General features: G+C 73.6%; 21 protein-coding genes. 15 read left to right on the forward strand and 6 right to left on the reverse strand.

The genetic code is table 11. From position 1 onward, the window contains the following. Window positions 1-28 precede the first annotated feature (28 nt). On the forward strand, window positions 29-358 hold the full coding sequence (locus C1703_RS20025) for a rhodanese-like domain-containing protein (RefSeq protein WP_114254162.1): 330 nt from the start codon (window positions 29-31) through the stop codon (window positions 356-358). Window positions 359-403: 45 nt separating this feature from the next. Here C1703_RS20025 and C1703_RS20030 read toward each other — a convergent pair whose 3' ends face one another. Then, window positions 404-1,537 (reverse strand): acyl-CoA dehydrogenase family protein, encoded by a 1,134-nt coding sequence (locus tag C1703_RS20030; protein WP_114254163.1) that lies wholly within the window; start codon window positions 1,535-1,537, stop codon window positions 404-406. 380 nt (window positions 1,538-1,917) lie between these two features. Between C1703_RS20030 and C1703_RS20035 the strand changes: the two genes are divergently transcribed. Genes C1703_RS20035 through C1703_RS20045 form a run of 3 tightly spaced genes read left to right on the forward strand, consistent with a single transcriptional unit; the run spans window position 1,918 to window position 4,690 of the window. Beyond that, a complete protein-coding gene (locus tag C1703_RS20035) occupies window positions 1,918-2,745 on the forward strand; it encodes a DUF5819 family protein (protein WP_114254164.1) in 828 nt (275 codons plus the stop codon). Beyond that, a complete protein-coding gene (locus tag C1703_RS20040) occupies window positions 2,742-3,953 on the forward strand; it encodes an HTTM domain-containing protein (protein ID WP_114254165.1) in 1,212 nt (403 codons plus the stop codon). The genes C1703_RS20035 and C1703_RS20040 overlap by 4 nt, the downstream gene beginning before the upstream one ends. Further along, on the forward strand, window positions 3,950-4,690 hold the full coding sequence (locus tag C1703_RS20045; RefSeq protein ID WP_114254166.1) for a TrmH family RNA methyltransferase: 741 nt from the start codon (window positions 3,950-3,952) through the stop codon (window positions 4,688-4,690). Before C1703_RS20040 ends, C1703_RS20045 begins: the two co-directional genes overlap by 4 nt. On the opposite strand, the gene paaN is transcribed toward C1703_RS20045, so the two are convergent. Then, entirely contained in the window at window positions 4,687-6,378 is a 1,692-nt protein-coding gene (gene paaN / locus C1703_RS20050) for a phenylacetic acid degradation protein PaaN (protein WP_114254167.1), read from the reverse strand. The genes C1703_RS20045 and paaN overlap by 4 nt on opposite strands. A 160-nt stretch (window positions 6,379-6,538) precedes the next feature. Between paaN and C1703_RS20055 the strand changes: the two genes are divergently transcribed. The 3 genes from C1703_RS20055 (at window position 6,539) to C1703_RS20065 (ending at window position 9,171) form a co-directional block, all read left to right on the forward strand. After that, window positions 6,539-8,056: a 3-hydroxyacyl-CoA dehydrogenase gene (locus C1703_RS20055; protein WP_114254168.1), complete on the forward strand. Its 1,518-nt coding sequence runs from the start codon at window positions 6,539-6,541 to the stop codon at window positions 8,054-8,056. Beyond that, entirely contained in the window at window positions 8,053-8,643 is a 591-nt protein-coding gene (locus tag C1703_RS20060; protein WP_114254169.1) for a TetR/AcrR family transcriptional regulator, read from the forward strand. The genes C1703_RS20055 and C1703_RS20060 overlap by 4 nt, the downstream gene beginning before the upstream one ends. 219 nt (window positions 8,644-8,862) lie before the next feature. Then, the gene (locus C1703_RS20065; RefSeq protein WP_114254170.1) at window positions 8,863-9,171 is read left to right on the forward strand and encodes a hypothetical protein; all 309 of its coding nucleotides are present in this window, start codon (window positions 8,863-8,865) and stop codon (window positions 9,169-9,171) included. Window positions 9,172-9,190: 19 nt separating this feature from the next. Here C1703_RS20065 and C1703_RS20070 read toward each other — a convergent pair whose 3' ends face one another. After that, window positions 9,191-9,676 (reverse strand): Lrp/AsnC family transcriptional regulator, encoded by a 486-nt coding sequence (locus C1703_RS20070; RefSeq protein ID WP_114254171.1) that lies wholly within the window; start codon window positions 9,674-9,676, stop codon window positions 9,191-9,193. A 187-nt stretch (window positions 9,677-9,863) separates the two neighbouring features. Between C1703_RS20070 and pdhA the strand changes: the two genes are divergently transcribed. The 6 genes from pdhA to C1703_RS20100 all read left to right on the forward strand — a co-directional run bounded on the left by pdhA (window position 9,864) and on the right by C1703_RS20100 (window position 16,992). Next, window positions 9,864-11,015, forward strand: coding sequence for a pyruvate dehydrogenase (acetyl-transferring) E1 component subunit alpha (gene pdhA / locus C1703_RS20075; RefSeq protein WP_114254172.1), 1,152 nt, complete (start codon window positions 9,864-9,866; stop codon window positions 11,013-11,015). Continuing rightward, window positions 11,012-12,016 carry an alpha-ketoacid dehydrogenase subunit beta gene (locus C1703_RS20080; RefSeq protein WP_114254173.1) on the forward strand — a complete coding sequence of 335 codons (1,005 nt, stop codon included), beginning with the start codon at window positions 11,012-11,014 and terminating at the stop codon, window positions 12,014-12,016. The genes pdhA and C1703_RS20080 overlap by 4 nt, the downstream gene beginning before the upstream one ends. Next, window positions 12,016-13,401, forward strand: coding sequence for a dihydrolipoamide acetyltransferase family protein (locus C1703_RS20085; RefSeq protein WP_114254174.1), 1,386 nt, complete (start codon window positions 12,016-12,018; stop codon window positions 13,399-13,401). Before C1703_RS20080 ends, C1703_RS20085 begins: the two co-directional genes overlap by 1 nt. Window positions 13,402-13,487: 86 nt before the next feature. Next, on the forward strand, window positions 13,488-14,531 hold the full coding sequence (locus tag C1703_RS20090) for an NTP transferase domain-containing protein (protein ID WP_114254175.1): 1,044 nt from the start codon (window positions 13,488-13,490) through the stop codon (window positions 14,529-14,531). After that, window positions 14,528-15,898 carry a molybdopterin molybdotransferase MoeA gene (locus tag C1703_RS20095; RefSeq protein ID WP_114254176.1) on the forward strand — a complete coding sequence of 457 codons (1,371 nt, stop codon included), beginning with the start codon at window positions 14,528-14,530 and terminating at the stop codon, window positions 15,896-15,898. Before C1703_RS20090 ends, C1703_RS20095 begins: the two co-directional genes overlap by 4 nt. Then, a complete protein-coding gene (locus C1703_RS20100) occupies window positions 15,895-16,992 on the forward strand; it encodes a potassium channel family protein (RefSeq protein WP_114254177.1) in 1,098 nt (365 codons plus the stop codon). The genes C1703_RS20095 and C1703_RS20100 overlap by 4 nt, the downstream gene beginning before the upstream one ends. A 58-nt stretch (window positions 16,993-17,050) precedes the next feature. Here C1703_RS20100 and C1703_RS20105 read toward each other — a convergent pair whose 3' ends face one another. Beyond that, window positions 17,051-17,899, reverse strand: a complete 849-nt coding sequence (locus C1703_RS20105; protein WP_114254178.1) for an ABC transporter permease — start codon at window positions 17,897-17,899, stop codon at window positions 17,051-17,053. Then, a complete protein-coding gene (locus C1703_RS20110) occupies window positions 17,896-18,915 on the reverse strand; it encodes an ATP-binding cassette domain-containing protein (RefSeq protein WP_114254179.1) in 1,020 nt (339 codons plus the stop codon). The genes C1703_RS20105 and C1703_RS20110 overlap by 4 nt, the downstream gene beginning before the upstream one ends. 170 nt (window positions 18,916-19,085) lie before the next feature. Between C1703_RS20110 and C1703_RS20115 the strand changes: the two genes are divergently transcribed. After that, entirely contained in the window at window positions 19,086-20,075 is a 990-nt protein-coding gene (locus C1703_RS20115) for an NAD(P)H-quinone oxidoreductase (protein ID WP_114254180.1), read from the forward strand. 30 nt (window positions 20,076-20,105) lie between these two features. Here C1703_RS20115 and C1703_RS20120 read toward each other — a convergent pair whose 3' ends face one another. Next, entirely contained in the window at window positions 20,106-20,717 is a 612-nt protein-coding gene (locus C1703_RS20120; RefSeq protein ID WP_114254181.1) for a hypothetical protein, read from the reverse strand. A 341-nt stretch (window positions 20,718-21,058) separates the two neighbouring features. Between C1703_RS20120 and C1703_RS20125 the strand changes: the two genes are divergently transcribed. Continuing rightward, complete coding sequence (locus tag C1703_RS20125; RefSeq protein ID WP_031118134.1) at window positions 21,059-21,601, forward strand: bacterial proteasome activator family protein; 543 nt, start codon at window positions 21,059-21,061, stop codon at window positions 21,599-21,601. Window positions 21,602-21,635: the final 34 nt, after the last annotated feature.

A 21,635-nucleotide genomic window follows, 5' to 3' on the forward strand; every position in this document is an offset into this window, starting at 1 on the left:
CGTCGGACACATGAGTTTTGGAGCTGGTGTGCCCACGGTCGCGGTCGCGGACCTCAAGGACGGCGACTTCCTGCTGGACGTCCGCGAGGACGACGAGTGGAAGGCCGGTCACGCCGAAGGCGCGCTGCACATCCCCATCAGCGAGTTCGTCGCCCGGTACGGCGAGCTGACCGAGGCCGCCCCGCAGGACGGCCGGGTGCATGTGATCTGCCGCTCCGGCGGCCGGTCCGCGCAGGTCACGATGTACCTGGCCCAGCAGGGCATCGACGCGGTGAACGTCGACGGCGGCATGCAGGTGTGGGAGGCGGCGGGCCGTCCCGTGGTGACGGACGACGGGCAGCCGGGGTTCGTCCTCTAGGCCCTGTCGTCCGGCGCCTGGTCACCGGCGCTCGCGCCCGGGCGGTCAGGTCAGGGGATGGGCGGCCAGCAGGTCGCCCAGGGTCTCCTCGTGGGCCGCCGCCGGGCCGAGTGACAGCTCCAGGTGCTTGGCCCAGGCGTGATAGCGGTGCAGCGGGTAGTCGACGTCGGCGCCGAACCCGCCGTGCAGATGCTGCGCGGTCTGCACGACCCGGCGTACGCCCTCCGCCGCCCAGATCTTGGCGACGGCGACGTCCCCGGCGGCGGGCAGCGCGCCCGGTGCCCCCGAGGCGATCCGCCACGCCGCCTGCCACAGCGTGGCCTCCATCGCGCGCAGGTCGATGTACCGGTCGGCGGCCTGCACGGCGACGGCCTGGAAGGTCGCGAGGGGGAAGCCGAACTGCTCCCGCTTGCTCGTGTACTCCCCGGTCATCCGCAACACGCGCTCCCCGAGCCCGAGCGCCAGCGCGCACGTCCCGGTGGCCAGCAGGTCCCGCAGCCACTCCCAGGCCCCGTCGGCGTCGATCACGTCCCGGGCGGCGAGGCGCGCCGACTCCAGCCGCAGCTCGGCGAGCCGCTCGCCGCTGGTGGAGAACTGCTCGGCGAGGACGGCGCCCTGCTGCCCGCGCGGAACCAGGGCCAGCACGCTGCGGCCGGTCCCGGTGTGCGCGGGGACGACCGTGACGTCGGCGTCGTACGCCCACGGCACCGCCGTCTGCACACCGTCCAGCACCCAGTCCCCGTCCTCCCGCCGCGCCGTCACGGCCAGCTCGGCCGGGTCGTGGCCGGTGCGGCCGTGCGCGGCGACGGTCAGCACGGTCTCGCCCCGGCCGGCCCGGGCGAGGAGGGCAGCCTTCGCCTCGTCACCGCCGTAGGCCTGCACGGCCGCCGCTGCCGCGCTGCTCTCCAGCAGCGGCACCCTGGCCAGCACCCGGGCCGACTCCCGCAGCACCAGGCAGAGCGCGATGGCGTCCAGGCCGGCGCCGCCGTACTCGGCGTCGAGCAGCAGGCTCAGCAGGTCCGCGTCGGCGAGCCGGGCCCACAGGGCGTGGTCGTACGTGTCGGCGACGGCGCCCCGGGTGAGGGCCGGGCTCGGCACGGCGTCGGGGGCGACCCCGGCGAACACGCCCTTCGCCGCCTCGGCCGCCGCCTGCTGCTCCTCGGTGAAGGTGAAGTCCACGGTGCCTGTCCTCCCGGCGGTCGCGATGAGCTGACGGGGCGTCAAGATAGAACAGGTTCTAGAAGAAGGGAATGGGTGTACGGGCGGGCGCCGTAGGGTGTCACTCCTGCGGGCCATCCGCCGGGTCCCCTGTGGATAACCTGCGGGGGTCCCCTGTGGACCAGGGGGAGCGCGCTCCCGGACGGTCGCGGGCGCCGTACGGTCGGCTCTCGTGGTGTGGCGAGGGCCATGGTCCGGACCGGCGTGAGGGGCTGTGCCCGGGTGGGCGGCCTGAGTACCGTGCCGGTGCCGACGCGCGCGGCGCTGACGCGGGCGGCACGACGCCCCGCGGCCGGGCGGGCGGAACGACGGACCGTGATCGGGAACGGGGCGGAAGCGGAATGGACGCGTACGACAAGGGCTCGGACGCCCGGCACGGGCCGGGCGCGCCCACCGAGCCGGTTCCGCCCGCTGAGCCCGGCCCGTCTTTGGCGCCTCCTCCCGCCGAGTCCGGCCGGCCCCTGGAGCCTCCGCCCGCCGAACCCGGCCCACCCCTGGAGCCGGGCCCCCGCACCGGCGTCGCCGCGCTTTCCCTCCGCTACCAGGTCGTCGTCGCCGTGGCGCTGGCGGTCGTCGCGGTCGGGGTCTGTGTGCATCTGGGGATGATGTTCCTGCACGTCGCGCCGCCGAACACGGTCACCAGGGAACACGGCAGGGCCGTGGACGACTGGGTCTATCCGGAGTTCGAGCAGAACTGGAAGCTCTTCGCGCCGAACCCGCTGCAGCAGAACATCTCGGTCCAGGTGCGTGCCCAGGTCCGCGGGCCGGACGGCATGACGCTGACGACCGGCTGGTACGACCTGTCCGCCGAGGACGGCCGGGCGATCGACGGCAATCTGCTGCCCAGCCACACCCAGCAGAACGAGCTGCGCCGCGCCTGGGACTTCTTCGTCGCGACGCACGACGGCGAAAACCGACCGGTGGGCCTGCGCGGCTCGCTCTCCGAGACGTATCTGCGCCGGATCGCGGTGCTGCGCCTGGAACGCGACGACGCGGTGCGGGCGTCGACCGGGGGCGGCGGCGCCCTCGAACGGGTGCAGGTCCGCTCCCGCACCAGCAACGTGCCCCCGCCCGAGTGGAGCCGCGAGAAGGTCTCCACGACGCCGTCCTACCGCGAGCTGCCGTGGTGGAAGGTGCCGCAGGACGAGGCCGAGGGGGGTGTGCGGTGAACCGCTTCTCCCTGTGCGTCTCGCGCGGGATCGCCCGTGTCACCGAGGCCGCCTTCGGCCCGTACCAGACCGCCGTCATCCGCATCGGCTTCAGCGCGACCTGGCTGCTGTTCCTGCTGCGCGAGCTGCCGCACCGCCATGAGCTCTACGGCCCCGACGGCCCGTGGAGCTGGAACCTCGCCGAGCAGCTGATCGGCACGAACGGGGCCTTCACCACGCTGATGTGGTCCGACGGCCGGATCTGGTTCGAGAGCGTCTACGCGCTCGCGATCCTGGCCAGTGCGCTGCTGATGCTCGGCTGGCGCACCCGCACCATGTCGGTGCTGTTCATGGTCGGCGTGCTGTCGCTGCAGAACCGCAGCGTCTTCATGGGCGACGGCGGCGACAACGTGCTGCACCTGATGTCGATCTACCTGGTGTTCACGCGCTGCGCCCAGGTGTGGTCGCTGGACGCCCGGCGGGCCGCGCGGGCCGGGGCGGCACGCGCGCGTGGCGAGCGGGTCACGGACCGGACCGGGCCGGTCCTGTGGGGCGTGCTCGGGTTCGTGCTGGTCGCGGCGACCCTGGCCGGCCGGATGCGGGGCGAGTCGCTGATACCGGCGCTGCTGTGGACCGTGTGGGTCGGGCAGGCCCTGTGGTGGCCGGCCGGGCGCCGCGCGAGGTCCGGCGAGACGCGGATCCTGCTCGACGTCGTCGCGAACATCGTGCACAACGGCGCCCTGCTGGTGATCATGGCGGAGGCGTGCCTGATCTACGCCACGGCCGGCTGGTACAAGATCCAGGGCTCCCGCTGGCAGGACGGCACCGCGGTCTACTACCCGCTCCACCTGGAGTACTTCTCGCCCTGGCCCGCGCTCGCCGACCTGCTGTCCGCCAGCGGCACGCTGGTGATGCTCATGACCTACGGGACCGTCCTGGTGCAGGTCGCCTTCCCGTTCACCCTGTTCAACCGGCGGGTGAAGAACGTCCTGCTGGCCGTGATGATCACCGAGCACGCCGTGATCGCCGTCGTCCTTGGCCTGCCGTTCTTCTCGCTGGCGATGATCGCGGCGGACGCGGTGTTCCTGCCGACGACCTTCCTGCGCCGCCTGGGCGGCCGGGTCGCCCGTGCGCGCGATCGCCTCCTGCGGCGCGACCGGCGTACGCCGCCGCCCGAGCCGCACGCGCACGCAAGCCCCGAGAGCACGCACGTAGGCTTCGGGACATGACCGACCCCGTGACCGCCTGGCACCGGCTCGCCGACGACAGTGTCCTGCTCGACGGCTTCCACGCCCTCAAGCACGCGCTGCGGTTCGGCGCCGAGGTGCCGGTGGCGGTGGCCGCGGACCGGGCCGCCGCGCTCGCCCTCGCCGACGAGCTGGCGCCCGACGTACGGGACGGTCTGGCCGCGCTGCTGGCGGAGGTGCCGCCGGAGACGTACGCGTCGCTCGTGCCGCGCCCGCACCCGACGGCGGTCGCCGCCCTGGCCGTACGGCCATCCCGTGAATCCAACCTCGGGAAGCTCGAGGCCACACCCCGCACGGCCCCCGTCGTGGTCCTCGACAACCCGCGCAACCTGGGCAACGCCGGGGCGGTGATCCGCCTGGCCGCCGGCTTCGGGGCGACGGGCGTGGTCACCACGGGGACGGTCGACCCCTGGCATCCCACCGTCGTACGCGGCGGGGCCGGTCTGCACTTCGCGACGGCGGTGGAACGGCTGGAGGTGCCCGACCTGCCGCCCGGCCCGCTGTTCGCCCTCGACCCGGAGGGCGACGACATCCGGGGCGTCAAGCTCCCGGACGACGCCGTCCTCGCGTTCGGCTCGGAACGCACGGGCCTGTCGACGGAACTACGCGCGCGTGCGGACCACCTGCTGTCCCTGCCGATGCGTCCCCAGGTCAGCAGCTACAACCTGGCGACGAGCGTGGCCATGACCCTGTACCACTGGAGCTGCCGCGGGGCTTAGGCCTCCCGCCGCACCTCGACCACCCGGAACCGGTTGGCGACGAACGCCCCGTCGCAGAGCGCCGCGCTGGCCGCAGGGTTGCCGCCCGACCCGTGGAAGTCGGAGAACGCGGCCGTCTGGTTCACGTACACCCCGCCCGTCAGGTTCAGCGACAACTGCGCCGCCTCCTCCAGGCACACCTCCTGCACGGCCCGCTCGACCTCGGCGTCGGTGGTGTACGCGCCCACCGTCATCGCGCCCTTCTCGCGGATGGTGCGGCCCAGCAGCTCCACCGCGTCCGCCACCGAGTCGACCGCGACGGCGAAGGACACCGGCCCGAAGCACTCGCTCATGTACGCGGCCTCGGCGTCCGGCTTGGCCCCGTCCAGCTTCACGATCACCGGCGTGCGGACGACCGCCTCCGGGAAGTCCGGGTTGGTGATCTCCCGGGAGGGCAGGGCGACCTCGCCCAGGCCCGCCGCCTTCTCCAGCCGTGCCTTCACGTCCGGGTTGACGATCGCCCCGAGCAGCGCGTTCGCCCGGGCGTCGTCGCCCAGCAGGCCGTCCACCGCCCTGGCGAGATCCGCGACGACCTCGTCGTACGACTTGGGCCCCTGGTCCGTGGAGATGCCCTCCCGGGGGACGAGCAGGTTCTGCGGGGTCGTGCACATCTGGCCGCTGTACAGGGACAGCGAGAACGCCAGGTTGGAGAGCATGCCCTTGTAGTCGGACGTGGAGTGGACGACGACCGTGTTGACGCCGGCCTTCTCCGTGTAGACCTGCGCCTGGCGGGCGTTGGCCTCCAGCCAGTCGCCGAACGTGGTCGAGCCCGTGTAGTCGATGATGCGGATCTCGGGGCGCAGCGCGAGCGTCTTGGCGATGCCCTCGCCGGGGCGCTCGGCGGCCAGCGCCACCAGGTTCGGGTCGAAGCCGGTCTCGGCGAGCACCTCGCGCGCGACCTGGACCGTCAGCGCGAGGGGCAGCACCGCGCGCGGGTGGGGCTTGACCAGGACCGCGTTGCCGGTGGCGAGGGAGGCGAACAGGCCCGGGTAGCCGTTCCACGTCGGGAAGGTGTTGCAGCCGATCACCAGGCCGATGCCGCGCGGGACCGGCGTGAACTGCTTGGTCATGGCCAGCGGGTCGCGCTTGCCCTGGGGCTTGGTCCACTCGGCGTTGTCCGGCGTGCGCACCTGCTCCACGTACGCGTAGGCCACCGCCTCCAGGCCGCGGTCCTGCGCGTGCGGCCCGCCCGCCTGGAACGCCATCATGAACGCCTGGCCGGAGGTGTGCATGACCGCGTGCGCGAACTCGTGCGTCCGGTCGCTGATGCGCTTGAGGATCTCCAGGCAGACCACCGCGCGCTGCTCCGCGCCCGCGTCCCGCCAGGCGCGCTGGCCGGCCTTCATGGCGGGCAGCAGCACGTCGAGGTCCGCGTGCGGGTACGTCACGCCCAGGTCGATGCCGTACGGGGAGGTCTCGCCGCCCACCCAGTCGTCCGTCCCGGGCTGGCCGAGGTCGAGGCGGCTGCCGAGCAGGGCGTCGAAGGCGGCCTTGCCCGCCGCCGCGTCCAGGCTGCCGTTCTCCCCGTAGGCCTTGGGGTGCTCGGGGTGCGGGGACCAGTACGCGCGCGTGCGGATCGCTTCCAGCGCCTGGTCGAGGGTGGACCGGTGCCGGGCGATCAGCTCGTGCGCCGAGAGTGCGGCGGTCATGGGTGACCAACTCCTCGTCTCAAGAACTCCTCGTCGAGTTCATGACCTGGGCAGAAACCTGGGCAGGAACACTCGGACAGAGCTAGAGTAACCGAACGATCGGTCGGTTCAAGGGGGTCCGCCGCATCTGTGGAAAACCCCGTGCGGGAGGATCGCGCACATGACAGCACTGGACCTCAGCAGCCCCGTGGCCGTCGTCGGCACCGGCACCATGGGCCAGGGGATCGCCCAGGTCGCGCTGGTCGCGGGCCATCCCGTACGGCTGTACGACGCCCTCCCCGGGCGGGCGCGGGAGGCGGCCGACGCGATCGGGGCCCGCCTGGACCGGCTCGTCGAGAAGGAGCGGCTCACCGCCGCCGACCGGGACGCCGCCCGCGCCCGCCTGCTGCCCGCCGAGACCCTCGCCGAGCTCGCCGACTGCACCCTGGTCGTCGAAGCCGTCCTGGAGCGGCTGGACGTCAAGCAGGAGCTGTTCCGCGAGCTGGAGGACATCGTCGACGACGACTGCCTGCTCGCCACCAACACCTCCTCCCTGTCCGTCACCGCCATCGGCGGCGCCCTGCGCGTGCCCGGCCGCTTCGTCGGCCTGCACTTCTTCAACCCGGCCCCGCTGCTGCCGCTGGTCGAGGTCGTCTCCGGGTTCGCCACCGACGTCACGTACGCCACGCGCGCGTACGAGACCGCCCGCGCCTGGGGCAAGACGCCCGTCGCCTGCGCGGACACCCCCGGCTTCATCGTCAACCGCATCGCCCGGCCCTTCTACGCCGAGGCCTTCGCCGTCTACGAGGCGCAGGGCGCCGACCCGGCCACCATCGACGCCGTGCTGCGCGAGTCGGGCGGCTTCCGGATGGGCGCGTTCGAGCTGACCGACCTGATCGGCCAGGACGTCAACGAGTCCGTCACGCGGTCGGTCTGGGAGTCCTTCTTCCAGGACGTGCGCTTCACCCCGTCCCTCGCCCAGCGCCGCCTGGTCGAGTCCGGCCGGCTGGGCCGCAAGACGGGGCAGGGCTGGTACGACCACGGGGACGGCGCCGAGCGCCCCGAGCCGGACACCGCCGAGCGGCGGCAGCCGCCCGCGTACGTCGTCGCCGAGGGCGACCTGGGCCCGGCCTCCGAGCTGCTGGCGATGATCCGCGAGGCGGGCGTCCAGGTCCGCGAGGAGGACGAGGACAACGGCACCCGCCTGGTGCTGCCGAGCGGCGGCCAGCTGGTCCTCGCCGACGGGCAGACGTCCGTGGAGTTCCGGGACGTCGTCTACTTCGACCTCGCCCTGGACTACCGCACGGCGACCCGGATCGCCCTGTCCGCCTCCCAGGACACGGCCCCGCAGACCCTCGCCGAGGCGATCGGCCTGTTCCAGGCGCTCGGCAAGAAGGTCACCGTCATCGGTGACGTCCCCGGCATGATCGTCGCCCGCACGGTCGCCCGGATCATCGACCTCGCGCACGACGCCGTCGCCAAGGGCGTCGCCACCGAGGAGGACATCGACACCGCGATGCGCCTCGGCGTCAACTACCCCCTGGGGCCCTTCGAGTGGAGCCGCAGGCTCGGCCGCTCCTGGGCGTACGCCCTCCTGGACGACCTGCACCTGCGCGACCCCTCGGGGCGCTACGCGCCCTCCCTCGCGCTGTACCGCCACGCCCACGCCTCCGACAAGCGGGAGGGCACCGCCTCATGACCACCGCCAAGCGCGACACCTACACCCCGGACACGCTGCTGTCCGTCGCCGTCCGGGTGTTCAACGAGCGCGGCTACGACGGCACCTCCATGGAGCACCTCTCCAAGGCGGCCGGCATCTCCAAGTCGTCGATCTACCACCACGTCACCGGCAAGGAGGAGCTGCTGCGCCGGGCCGTGAGCCGGGCCCTGGACGGCCTCTTCGGGATCCTCGACGAGGAGCACGCGCGCGTGGGGCGCGCCGCCGAGCGCCTGGAGTACGTCGTGCGGCGCATGGTCGAGGTGCTCATAGCCGAGCTGCCCTACGTGACGCTGCTGCTGCGGGTGCGCGGCAACACCGACACCGAGCGGTGGGCCCTGGAGCGGCGCCGCGACTTCGACCACCGGGTCGCCGACCTGCTGAAGGCCGCGGCGGCGGACGGGGACGTGCGGGGCGACATAGAGGGCCGGCTGGTGACCCGGCTGGTCTTCGGGATGATCAACTCGATCGTGGAGTGGTACCGGCCGGACGGGCGGGGCATGGGCGAGCGCGAGGTGGCCGACGCGGTGGTGCAGCTGGCCTTCTCGGGCCTGCGCAAGGCTGCCTGACGCGACCCTGCACAAGGGTGCGTGACGGCGGCCTAGCGCAAGGCTGCGTGACGGCGGCCCTGCGCAAGGCTGCGTGACGGCGGCCCTGCGCAAGGCTGCGTGACCGCGGCCCTGCGCAAGGCTGCGTGACGGCGGCCCCTTCGCGTGAGTACGCGCGCGTGGGCGGGATGAGTACGCCTGACGATGTCCCGGCCGTCGCGCGGTGATGGGGTGGGGCGCATGCCCGCGAACGACGCGCCGCCTTCCCCCGCCGCCCACCGGACGTGGTGGCGGGCCCCGCTCGTGGCCACCCTGCCCGGCCTGCCGCTCCTCGCGCTGGAGTACCGCTGGTTCGCCGCCCAGGACGGCCCCGGCGCCTTCTCGGGCGTGCTGTTCTGGGCGGCCGGCCTCATCGCGCTCGCCTGGGTGCTGCCCCACCGCCGGTCCCTGCGCCGACTGCGGATCGCGGCGGCGGGCACCGGACTCGGCTGCGCGCTGCTCCCGGTGATGTTCGCGGTGCTGCTCGGCGCCGCGATGGCCTCGGGCTGACGAGCGCGGCCCGGGCCGGTCAGCCCTGCGGTTCCAGGTCCTCCTCCTCGAACACCAGCAGCGTGCGCGTGCTCAGCACCTCCGGGATCGCCTGGAGCCGGGTCAGCACCAGCTCGCGCAGCGACCGGTTGTCGGACACGTGCACCAGCAGCAGCACGTCGAAGTCCCCGCCCACCAGGGCGATGTGGGAGGCGCCGGGCAGCTGTCGGAGCTGCTCGCGGACCGTGCGCCAGGAGTTCTGGACGATCTTCAGGGTGATGTACGCCGACGTCCCCTGCCCGGCCCGCTCGTGGTTGACGCGGGCGCCGAAGCCGCGGATGACGCCGTCCTCGACGAGCCGGTTGATGCGGGCGTAGGCGTTCGCGCGCGAGACGTGGACCCGCTCGGCGACCGACCGTATCGAGGCGCGGCCGTCCGCCTGGAGCATGCGCAGGATGTCCTGGTCGATGGCGTCCAGGGACCGCGCCGGCGGCAGCGCACCGCTGTCCTCCGGGCTCTCGGCCATTTGTTCAGCTGCCACCCGCGCCCGCCTCCCTGCCATGGACGTCCTGCGTCCATCTCAGGCTGTGGAGAACCGTTTGTCCACAGCCTGAGGTCACCCGTAGCCAAAATGTGCCGACGACCGAACAATCGGTAGGTGAGGCGCGTCACAGCCGACGTGCCTCTCGAAGCTCCCACGAGGAGGTGCCGTCATGACGGTCATGGAGCAGCGGGGCGCGTACCGGCCGACCCCGCCGCCCGCCTGGCAGCCGCGCATGGATCCCGCGCCGCTGCTGCCCGACGCCGAGCCGTACCGCGTCCTCGGCACCGAGGCGGCCGCGCAGGCCGACCCGGAGCTGCTGCGGCGGCTCTACGCGGAGCTGGTGAAGGGCCGCCGCTACAACGCGCAGGCCACCGCGCTCACCAAGCAGGGCCGTCTCGCGGTCTACCCCTCCACCACCGGCCAGGAGGCCTGCGAGGTCGCCGCCGCGCTGGTCCTCGAGGAGCAGGACTGGCTCTTCCCGAGCTACCGCGACACGCTCGCCGTGGTGGCCCGCGGGGTGGACCCCGTCGAGGCGCTGACCCTGCTGCGCGGCGACTGGCACACCGGCTACGACCCCTACGAGCACCGCGTCGCGCCCCTGTGCACCCCGCTCGCCACCCAGCTGCCGCACGCCGTGGGCCTCGCGCACGCCGCCCGCCTCAAGGGCGACGACGTCGTCGCGCTGGCCATGGTCGGCGACGGCGGCACCAGCGAGGGCGACTTCCACGAGGCGCTGAACTTCGCCGCCGTCTGGCAGGCCCCGGTCGTCTTCCTCGTGCAGAACAACGGCTTCGCGATCTCCGTCCCGCTCGCCAAGCAGACCGCGGCCCCGTCGCTGGCCCACAAGGCCGTCGGCTACGGCATGCCCGGCCGCCTGGTCGACGGCAACGACGCCGCCGCTGTGCACGAGGTGCTCTCCGACGCCGTACGGCACGCGCGCGAGGGCGGCGGCCCCACCCTCGTCGAGGCCATCACGTACCGCGTCGACGCCCACACCAACGCCGACGACGCGACCCGCTACCGCGCTGACGCCGAGGTCGAGACCTGGCGCGCGCACGACCCGATCCAGCTGCTGGAGCGGGAGCTGACCGCCCGCGGCCTGCTCGACGAGGCCGGCGTCGAAGCCGCCCGGCAGGACGCCGAGACCATGGCGGCGGCCCTGCGCGAGCGCATGAACCAGGACCCGGCCCTGGACCCCATGGACCTGTTCACCCACGTCTACGCCGAGCCCACCCCGCAACTGCGCGAGCAGCAGGCCCGGCTGCGGGCCGAGCTGGAGGCCGAGGCCGACGCCGAGCCCGAGGGGGGCACGCACCGATGACCACCGTCGCCGTCAAGCCGGCCACCATGGCGCAGGCCCTCACGCGCGCGCTGCGCGACGCCATGGCCGCCGACCCCGCCGTGCACGTCATGGGCGAGGACGTCGGCACCCTCGGCGGCGTCTTCCGCGTCACCGACGGACTCGCCAAGGAATTCGGTGAGGACCGCTGCACGGACACCCCGCTGGCCGAGGCGGGCATCCTCGGCACCGCCGTCGGCATGGCGATGTACGGCCTGCGCCCGGTTGTGGAGATGCAGTTCGACGCGTTCGCCTACCCGGCGTTCGAGCAGCTGATCTCGCACGTATCCCGGATGCGCAACCGCACCCGCGGCGCCATGCCCCTGCCGATCACCATCCGCGTGCCCTACGGCGGCGGCATCGGCGGCGTCGAGCACCACAGCGACTCCTCCGAGGCGTACTACATGGCGACCCCGGGGCTCCATGTCGTCACGCCCGCGACCGTCGCCGACGCCTACGGGCTGCTGCGCGCCGCCATCGCCTCCGACGACCCGGTCGTCTTCCTGGAGCCCAAGCGGCTGTACTGGTCGAAGGACGCCTGGAACCCCGAGGAGCCGACGCCCGTTGAGCCGATAGGCCGCGCGGTGGTGCGGCGCTCGGGCCGGAGCGCCACGCTCATCACGTACGGGCCGTCCGTACCCGTCTGCCTGGAGGCGGCCGAGGCGGCCCGGGCCGAGGGCTGGGACCTCGAAGTCGTCGACCTGCGCTCCCTGGTGCCGTTCGACGACGAGACGGTGTGCGCCTCGGTGCGGCGGACGGGACGCGCGGTCGTCGTCCACGAGTCGGGTTCCTTCGGGGGCCCGGGCGGGGAGATCGCGGCCCGGGTCACGGAGCGCTGCTTCCACCACCTGGAGGCGCCGGTGCTGCGCGTGGCCGGGTTCGACGTCCCGTACCCGCCGCCGATGCTGGAGCGCCACCACCTGCCCGGTGTGGACCGGATCCTGGACGCCGTGGGGCGCCTGCAGTGGGAGGCCGAGAGCTGATGGCACAGGTGCTGGAGTTCAAGCTGCCCGACCTCGGTGAGGGGCTCACCGAGGCGGAGATCGTCCGCTGGCTGGTCGAGGTCGGCGACGTCGTCGCCGTCGACCAGCCGGTCGTCGAGGTCGAGACGGCCAAGGCGATGGTCGAGGTGCCCTGCCCCTACGGCGGCGTGGTCACGGCCCGCTTCGGCGAGGAGGGCACCGAACTGCCCGTCGGGGCACCGCTGATCACGGTCGCGGTGGGGGAGCGGCCGCCGTCCGGCGGCGGCACGGCGGGGGCCGGGAGCGAGGGCTCGGGCAACGTCCTCGTCGGGTACGGCACGTCGCAGGCGCCCGCGCGGCGACGGCGGGTGCGGCCGGACCGGCCGGTGACGGGGGCGGCCCATGGCCCGGGTGCCGCCGTCCCGGCGGCGGTGGACGGCCGGGCCGGAGACGCCGAAGCGGAGGACGGCCCGGTCCCCGTGATCTCGCCCCTGGTCCGGCGGCTGGCCCGGCAGAACGGCATCGACCTGCGGGAGCTGACCGGCTCCGGCCCCGACGGGCTGATCCTGCGGGCGGACGTGGAGTACGCCCTGCGCGCCGCCGCCCCCGCGGGCGCGGCGACCCCCACGGCTGAGCCGCACGCCCGCGTGCCGCAGGTGACGAGCCCGTCCCTCGCCCAGGCCACCGCACCACGCCCCTCCGCCACCGCGGCCCCCGGCGAGACCCGCATCCCCCTCAAGGGCGTCCGCGGCGCCGTCGCCGACAAGCTGGCCCGCAGCCGCCGGGAGATCCCGGACGCCACCTGCTGGGTGGACGCCGACGCCACGGAGCTGATGCGGGCGCGCACGGCCATGAACGCGGCCGGCGGACCGAAGATCTCCCTCCTGGCCCTGCTGGCCCGGATCTGCACGGCGGCCCTCGCCCGCTTCCCGGAGCTCAACGCCACGGTGGACGCGGAGGCCAGGGAGGTCGTCCGGTTCGACCACGTACACCTGGGCTTCGCGGCGCAGACCGACCGGGGGCTCGTCGTCCCGGTCGTACGGGACGCGCACGTCCGCGACGCCGAGTCGCTGACCGCGGAGTTCGCCCGGCTGACCGAGGCGGGCCGCGCCGGGACGCTGACGCCGGCGGACCTCACCGGCGGGACCTTCACGCTGAACAACTACGGGGTCTTCGGCGTCGACGGCTCCACGCCGATCATCAACCACCCCGAGGCCGCCATGCTCGGCGTCGGCCGCATCGTCCCCAAGCCCTGGGTGCACGAGGGCGAGCTGGCGGTGCGCCAGGTCGTCCAGCTCTCCCTCACGTTCGACCACCGGGTGTGCGACGGCGGCGTGGCGGGCGGCTTCCTGCGCTACGTGGCGGACTGCGTGGAGCAACCGGCGGTGCTGCTGCGGACGCTTTGATTCCTGTTCCGGGCCTGAGCAGGCGCCCTTGATCGCGCCGGTTCCCCCGCGTTCCCTGTGATCGCGGGGGCACGCATACTCGGGGGGTGACCGCCTACGAGCCCCCCGGACGACCCGGCGCCGGCACCGGCCCCGCGCAGCGGGCGGACCCCGCCGCGGACCCGGCCGCGTACGACGCCGTGCACGACGTCGCGTACGACGCCGTCGTGCTCGCCGGTGGTGCCGCCCGGCGTCTCGGCGGCGCCGACAAACCCGGTGTGCGCGTGGGCGGGCGGGCCCTGCTCGACCGTGTGCTCGCCGCGTGCGGCGGCGCCCGCACCACCGTCGTGGTCGCCGCGCCCCGGCCGACCGCACGCCCCGTGACCTGGGCCCGGGAGGACCCGCCCGGCGGCGGTCCGCTCGCCGCGCTCGGCGCCGGGCTGGGGCCCGTCACCGCGGAGCACGTCGTGGTGCTCTCCGCCGACCTGCCGTTCCTCCAGGAGCGGACCGTCGGGCGGCTGCTGGACACGCTCCGCGCGAGCGGGGCCGACGGCGTGCTGCTGACCGACCCCGACGGCCGCGACCAGCCGCTCGTGGCCGCGTACCGCACGCGCCGCCTGCACGAGACGCTGGAACTCCTCGCCGGGAGACACGGCGGTCTGGACGGCCTCCCGCTGCGGCGCCTCGTCGCCGAGCTGGATCTCACCCGCGTCCTGGATCCCGTCGCGTCGTTCGACTGCGACACCTGGGACGACATCGCCACCGCCAGGGCACGCATCAGGGAGCATGGTCACGTGTTGGATGAATGGATTTCCGCCGTCAAGGACGAACTGGGGATCGACCTCGACGTCGACACCCGCGCCCTGCTCGACCTCGCCCGCGACGCCGCCCACGGTGTGGCCAGGCCCGCGGCGCCGCTGACCACCTTCCTCGTCGGCTACGCGGCCGCGCGGGCCGGCTCGGGCCCCGAGGCGGTCGCGGAGGCGTCCCGCAAGGCAGCGGCCCTCGCGGCCCGCTGGGCGGAGGAGAACACCTCGAAGACCCAGCCCGCCGGCTCGGCCCAGCCCGACGCCTCGGTCCAGTCCCCCGCTTCGGCCCAGGCCGACGTCGCCCCCGATGCCACGCCCGACACCCGCCCGGACGCCGGATGACCCCGCACGGCACCCGCGCCGGTGAGGACGCCGAGGACCTCGACGTCGAGGAGGTGCTCGCCCTCGTGAGGAACAGCAACAGCACCCCTCCGCCCGACCCCGACGCCCGAGGCGGGACGGACGGCACCCGCACACCGCACCGGCCGGACACCCGCCACCACGCCACCCCCTGGCCCAAGGCCCGTGCCCACGCCGAACGCGCCGCCCGGAGCGCCGCCCGGGCCGCCCGCCGCGCCCCCGTCACCGTGTCTCTCGACGCCGCCCTCGGCCTCACCCTGGCCGCCCCGCTCGACGCCCTCACCGACCTCCCCTCCTTCGACACCTCCGCGATGGACGGCTGGGCGGTCGCCGGACCCGCCCCCTGGGCCGTACGGGACGAGGGCGTCCTGGCCGGGCACGCCACACCCGCGCCCCTCACCGACGGCGAGGCCGTCCCGATCGCCACCGGCGCCCGCATCCCCCCGGACACCACCGCCGTCCTGCGCAGCGAGCACGGCCGCACCGACGACAAGGGCCGCCTGCACGCCACCCGGGACGTCGTCCCCGGCCAGGACATCCGCCCGCGCGGCCAGGAGTGCCGCAGCGGTGATCAGCTCCTCCCCGCCGGCACCCTCGTCACCCCGGCCGTCCTCGGACTCGCCGCGGCGGCCGGATACGACACGGTCACCGCCGTCCCCCGCCCCCGCGCCGCCGTCCTGGTCCTCGGCGACGAACTGCTCACCGAAGGGCGCCCGCACGACGGCCTGATCCGGGACGCGCTCGGCCCGATGCTGCCGCCCTGGCTGCGCGCGCTCGGAGCCGAGGTCACCGCCGTACGACGGATCCGCGACGACGCCGACGCCCTGCACGAGGCGATCGCCACGGCCGACGCCGACGTCATCGTCACCACCGGCGGCACCGCCGCGGGCCCGGTCGACCACCTCCACCCCACCCTGCGCCGGATCGGGGCCGAACTCCTCGTGGACGGCGTCAAGGTGCGCCCGGGCCACCCCATGCTGCTGGCCCGTACCGGCGAGACCCAGCACCTCGTCGGCCTGCCGGGCAACCCGCTCGCCGCGGTCTCCGGGCTGCTGACCCTCGCCGAGCCGCTGCTGCGGACCCTCGCGGCCCGCCCGGCCCCGGAGCCGTACACGCTGCCGCTCAGGGACGCCGTGCAGGGGCACCCCCACGACACCCGGCTCGTTCCCGTAGTGCTGCGCGGAGACCAGGCCGTGCCGCTGCACTACAACGGCCCGGCCATGCTCCGCGGCATCGCGGCGGCCGACGCGCTGGCCGTCGTGCCACCGGGGGGTACACGTCCCGGGCAGGAGGCGGAACTGCTCGACCTGCCCTGGGCGTCCGCAGGAATCGGGGTGTGTTTCACGTGAAACTTCCGGGCCAGGACGCGATCGCCCGCCAGGCGGACGAGCATTTGGTGACCCATCGGGTGAAACTCCCGAGGAAAGTGGTGGAACATCCGATCCGCCAGGTCGTCAAGCGGCTCTCCATGGCACTGGTGGTCCTCGTCGTGACCGCGCTGATCGTCTACGCCGACCGCGACGGCTACAACGACAACGCGGGCGGCGGCCTCACCCTCCTCGACGCCTTCTACTACGCGACCGTCACCCTCTCCACCACCGGCTACGGTGACATCACCCCCGCCGGCGACGCCGCCCGGCTCACGAACATCCTCGTCATCACGCCCCTGCGCGTGCTGTTCCTGATCATCCTGGTCGGTACCACCCTCGAGGCCCTCACCGAACGCACCCGGGAGGAGTGGCGACTGACCCGCTGGAGGTCCACGTTGCGTGATCACACCGTCGTCATCGGCTTCGGCACGAAGGGCAGGTCGGCGATCCGGACCGTCTGCGCGACGGGTCTGAAGAAGGAGCAGGTCGTCGTGGTCGACCCGAGCTCCAAGGTGATCGATGCCGCGACCGCCGAGGGCTACACGGGCATCGTCGGGGACGCGACCCGCAGCGAGGTGCTCAAGCGGGCCGAGGTCCACAAGGCACGGCAGATCATCATCGCGACCCAGCGCGACGACACGGCGGTCCTGGTGACGCTGACGGCCCGGCAGCTCAACCGCGGGGCGAAGATCGTCGCCACGGTGCGGGAGGAGGAGAACGCGCCGCTGGTCAAGCAGTCGGGCGCCGACGCCGTCATCACCAGCGCCAGCGCCGCCGGCCGGCTGCTCGGCCTGTCCGTGCTCAGCCCCTCGGCCGGCATGGTGATGGAGGACCTCATCCAGCAGGGCAGCGGGCTCGACATCGTCGAACGGCCGGTCGTCAAGGCCGAGGTGGGCAAGACGCCGCGGGAGGTCGCCGACCTGGTGGTGAGCGTCATACGGGGGCACCGCGTGCTCGGCTACGACGATCCGGCCGTCGGGCGGCTGGAGTTGACCGACCGGCTCATCACGATCGTGCGGAAGACACCGGCCACCCAGGTCACCCCCGACATCCGCCCGATGTCCCGCGACTGACCGGCCCGGCAGCGGACAACCGGCCGCCCGCGCGTGACGGCCGGTCAAAACCCCAGCGCTACTTCCGGTTGTACAGCCGCATCGTGACCGGCCCGAAGACCAGCACGAACAGCCCGGCCCACCCCAGCGACCAGGCGACCTCGGCGGCCGGCCAGTCGCCGCCCATCAGCCCGCGCACCGCCGACGCCAGATGTGTGATGGGGCTGTTGTTGACGAACGCCTGGAGCCAGCCCGGCATGGTCTTCGGGTCGACGAACACGTTCGACAGGAACGTGAGCGGGAAGATCACCATCATGCTGACGCCCATCACCGACTTCTCGGTGCGCAGCATCAGCCCGAACATCGTCCAGATCCACGAGAACGCGAACGAGAACAGCACCAGCAGGGCGATCCCGGCGAGTACACCGGCGATCCCGCCGTCCGGCCGGTAGCCCAGGACGAGGCCGACCGTGAGCATCACCACGGACGCGATCGTGTACCGCAGGGCGTCACCGAGCAGATAGCCGACCATCGTCGACGGCCGCCAGATCGGCAGGCTGCGGAACCGGTCGAAGACGCCCTTCTCGATGTCGGTGTTCACCGAGACGCCCGTGTACATCGTGATCATCACGACCGACATCACGAGGATGCCCGGCAGCAGGAACTGGATGTACTCCTTCGGCGAGCCGGCCAGCGCCCCGCCGAACAGGTACGTGTACATCAGCACCATCATGATCGGGAACGCCGTGACGTCGAAGAGCTGCTCCGGCACGTGCTTGATCTTCAGCATCGCCCGCCAGCCGAAGGTCATGGAGGCCGACCAGGCGCTGGGCCGCGGCGGCCGGTCCTTGGCGATGAGCAGCGCGGCGAGGGACTCGGCGCTGACGGGGGCGAGTTCCTTGCTCTCGGTGGTCGTCGCGGTGCTCATGCCGCCACCTCGTCCTTCGGGTCGTCGGAGCGGTCGGAGGAGTCGTGCGTGTCGTGTCCGGTGAGGGCGAGGAACACCTCGTCCAGGCTGGGCTGTCCCAGCGAGAAGTTGTCGACGGTGATCCCGGCCCGGGCCAGCTCGCTCAGGGCGCGGGCGGCCTGCTCGGCGGCGGAGTCGTCGCTCGCCGCCGTGCCGAGCCGGGCGGTCAGGGCCACCGGGTCGGGCTCCGGCTGCACCAGGGCGTCCAGGGCCCGGCGCAGCAGGTCGGCCGCCTGGTCGCGCCGGTCGGGATCCCGGAGCCGCAGATGGACGGACCCGGCGCCGACGGACGACTTCAGCTCGCCCTTGGTGCCCTCGGCGATCACCCGGCCGCGGTCGATGACGGCGATCCGGGACGCCAGCTGGTCGGCCTCGTCCAGGTACTGCGTGGTCAGCAGCACGGTGGTGCCCTGGGCGACCACGGCCCGCACGATGTCCCACACCTGGTTGCGGCTGCGCGGGTCCAGGCCGGTCGTCGGCTCGTCGAGGAACAGCAGGTCGGGGGTGTTGAGGATGGACGCGGCGATGTCGATCCGGCGCCGCATGCCGCCCGAGTAGTGCTTGACCTGCTTCCCGGCCGCCTCCGTCAGCCCGAAGGCCTCCAGGAGCTGGCCGGCACGCTCGCGGGCGGCCTTCTTGTGGTGGCCGAGCAGCCGGCCCAGCAGGACCAGGTTCTCGGTGCCGGTGAGGTCCTCGTCCACCGAGGCGTACTGGCCGGTGAGGCTCACCCGGCCGCGCACCTCGTCGGCCTCGCGGACGATGTCGTGGCCGAAGACATGGGCCTCGCCGCCGTCCGGCCGCAGGAGCGTGGCGAGCATCTTCACGGTGGTGGTCTTGCCGGCGCCGTTCGGGCCGAGGACGCCGTAGACCGTGCCCGCGGGCACGGACAGGTCGACTCCGTCGACGGCCCGCGTCTCACCGAACGTCTTCACCAGGCCCGCGGTCTCGATCGCCAGGCCGGACGACTGCGTGCTCATGCTTCGGGTCCTTCCGAGTACGTGGGCTACGCATGGGGAGACCTTTACCGTCACCCAAACTCATCGGTCGCGCACACGGGTTTTCACCGGGACCGGACCAATGGTGTAGACGGAGCGGTTCCGGAGACGGAGGGGACTCCGTCCGGGGACCGAGGGGTAGCGTCCCTCTCATGTATGCGATCACGATTCCCGAACCCGGTGGGCCCGAGGCGCTGGTCTGGGACGAGGTCCCGGATCCCGTGCCCGGCGAGGGCGAGGTCCTGGTCGAGGTGGCGGCCGGGGCCGTCAACCGGGCCGACCTCCTGCAGCGGCAGGGCTTCTACGACCCGCCGCCCGGCGCCTCCCCCTACCCCGGCCTGGAGTGCTCCGGGCGGATCGCCGAGATCGGCCCCGGCGTCTCCGGCTGGGACGTCGGCGACGAGGTGTGCGCGCTGCTCGCCGGCGGCGGTTACGCCGAGAAGGTGGTCGTCCCGGCCGGACAGCTGCTGCCCGTGCCGGACGGCGTCGAGCTGAAGCACGCCGCGGCCCTGCCCGAGGTGGTCTGCACCGTCTGGTCGAACGTCTTCATGATCGCCCACCTGCGTCCCGGCGAGACGCTCCTGGTGCACGGCGGCTCCAGCGGCATCGGCACCATGGCCATCCAGCTGGCCAAGGCCGTCGGCGCCCGGGTCGCCGTCACGGCCGGCACGAAGGAGAAGCTGGACCGGTGCGCGGAGCTGGGCGCCGACATCCTGGTCAACTACCGCGAGCAGGACTTCGTCGAGGAGGTCAGGAAGGCCACGGACGGCGCCGGTGCCGACGTCATCCTCGACAACATGGGGGCGAAGTACCTGGAGCGCAACGTCAAGGCCCTCGCCGTCAACGGCCGGCTCGCGATCATCGGCATGCAGGGCGGCGTCAAGGGCGAGCTGAACATCGGCGCCCTGCTCGCCAAGCGCGCCGCCATCACCGGGGCGTCCCTGCGCGCCCGGCCGCTGGAGGAGAAGGCGGCCATCGTCGCGGCCGTGCGCGAACACGTCTGGCCCCTGTTCCCCAGCGGCCGTCTCCGCCCGGTCGTCGACCGCGAACTCCCGATGCCGGAGGCGGCCGCCGCCCACCGGGTCGTGGAGGAGAGCGGCCACATCGGCAAGGTGCTGCTGATCGCCCCGCAGGGGGCCTGACACCCGGCCCGAGCCCGGGCCCGGACGCCCTCAGACCCGCCGCAGCCGCAGCGCGACGAACGCGAGGCCCAGCCCCAGCCCGATCAGCACCAGCCCGCTGCCCAGCGGCAGGATCCGCAGCACCGGCCCGACCGGGCGCTCGGTGGTCGCGGCCTCCCGTACGGGCTGCTCCGCCGGAGCGGAGGGCTCCGGGACGGCCTCCCGGGACGCCTCGGGTACGGCGGTGGTGGCGTCGGCGTCCGGCTGCCCGGTGTCCGCCGGCCGCCCGGGCCGCTGCCGCCCCTCACCCGCGCGGCTCCCGGCCCGCGAGGGCTCGCCGGGCCGCGATGGGGCGGACAGGGCCGACGGGGCGGACGGGGCGGACGGGGCGGAGAGGGCCGACGGCGCGGATGGCGCGGAGAGGGCCGACGGGGCGGACGGGGCGGACGGGGCGGAGAGGGCCGACGGCGCGGATGGCGCGGAGAGGGCCGACGGGGTGGTCGGGGTGGTCGGAGCGGCGGCGATCGCCCCGGCCCCGGCCTGTTCGTCGTACGAGAGGACGGCACCGTGGGCCGGGACGGAGCCGTACGGTGAGACGACCGCACCCGCCCCCAGGGCGAGCGCCAGTCCCGCCGCCCGCAGTGCGCGCTGCCATGGAGTCACGGGGGTGACCCCCTCCCGCCGTGCCCGGTAGGGCAAGATCGGCAAGTTCGGTCAGGTAGAGGCCATCAGCCTCACATCGCCCCGGACGTCCGGCATGCCGGGTTCGGCCGACGGGTGGAACCGCCGCACCGTCCCGTTGGGTCGACGGGTCACGGGCCGCCGGCGCTCCTGGCGGCCGGCCCTCGCCACGGCGCCCCGCCTGCTCCTTTTCACCCGCGAGGGGGAACCGCCCGCCGGGGAGCAACCCGGGGCCCGGGCAAGACGTCTCTCCCAGCACGGTGGATCAGCCTCCCGTGGGGGCACCACGGAGGTGAGGTGCAGGCGTGCGAGAGAATGGCGGCATGGAGATGCCGAGGAACGAAAGGTCGCCGGAGAACCCGCAGATCCTGGTCGTGGGCCAGGACGGCATGGCGCTCGGCGGCGGCAGCGGAGACGAGGAGTCCCGCGAGACCCCGGTCACGGAACAGGTGGAGCAGCCCGCCAAGGTCATGCGGATCGGCAGCATGATCAAGCAGCTTCTGGAGGAAGTGCGCGCGGCTCCCCTGGACGAGGCCAGCCGGGTCCGGCTCAAGGAGATCCACGCCAGCTCGGTGAAGGAGCTGGAGGACGGTCTGGCGCCCGAGCTGGTCGAGGAGCTGGAGCGGCTCTCCCTGCCGTTCACGGACGAGGCGACCCCGAGCGACGCGGAGCTGCGCATCGCCCAGGCCCAGCTGGTCGGCTGGCTGGAGGGGCTGTTCCACGGCATCCAGACCACGCTGTTCGCCCAGCAGATGGCGGCCCGCGCCCAGCTGGAGCAGATGCGCCGCGCCCTCCCGCCGGGCGTCGGCCACGACGGCCTCGACGAGCAGCACCCGGGCGGCCGGTCGGGCGGCCCGTACCTGTAGGCCTCCCAGGGACGACAAGGGCCTGGGCCTCCCA

Source organism: Streptomyces sp. Go-475, assembly GCF_003330845.1.
GTDB lineage: Bacteria > Actinomycetota > Actinomycetes > Streptomycetales > Streptomycetaceae > Streptomyces.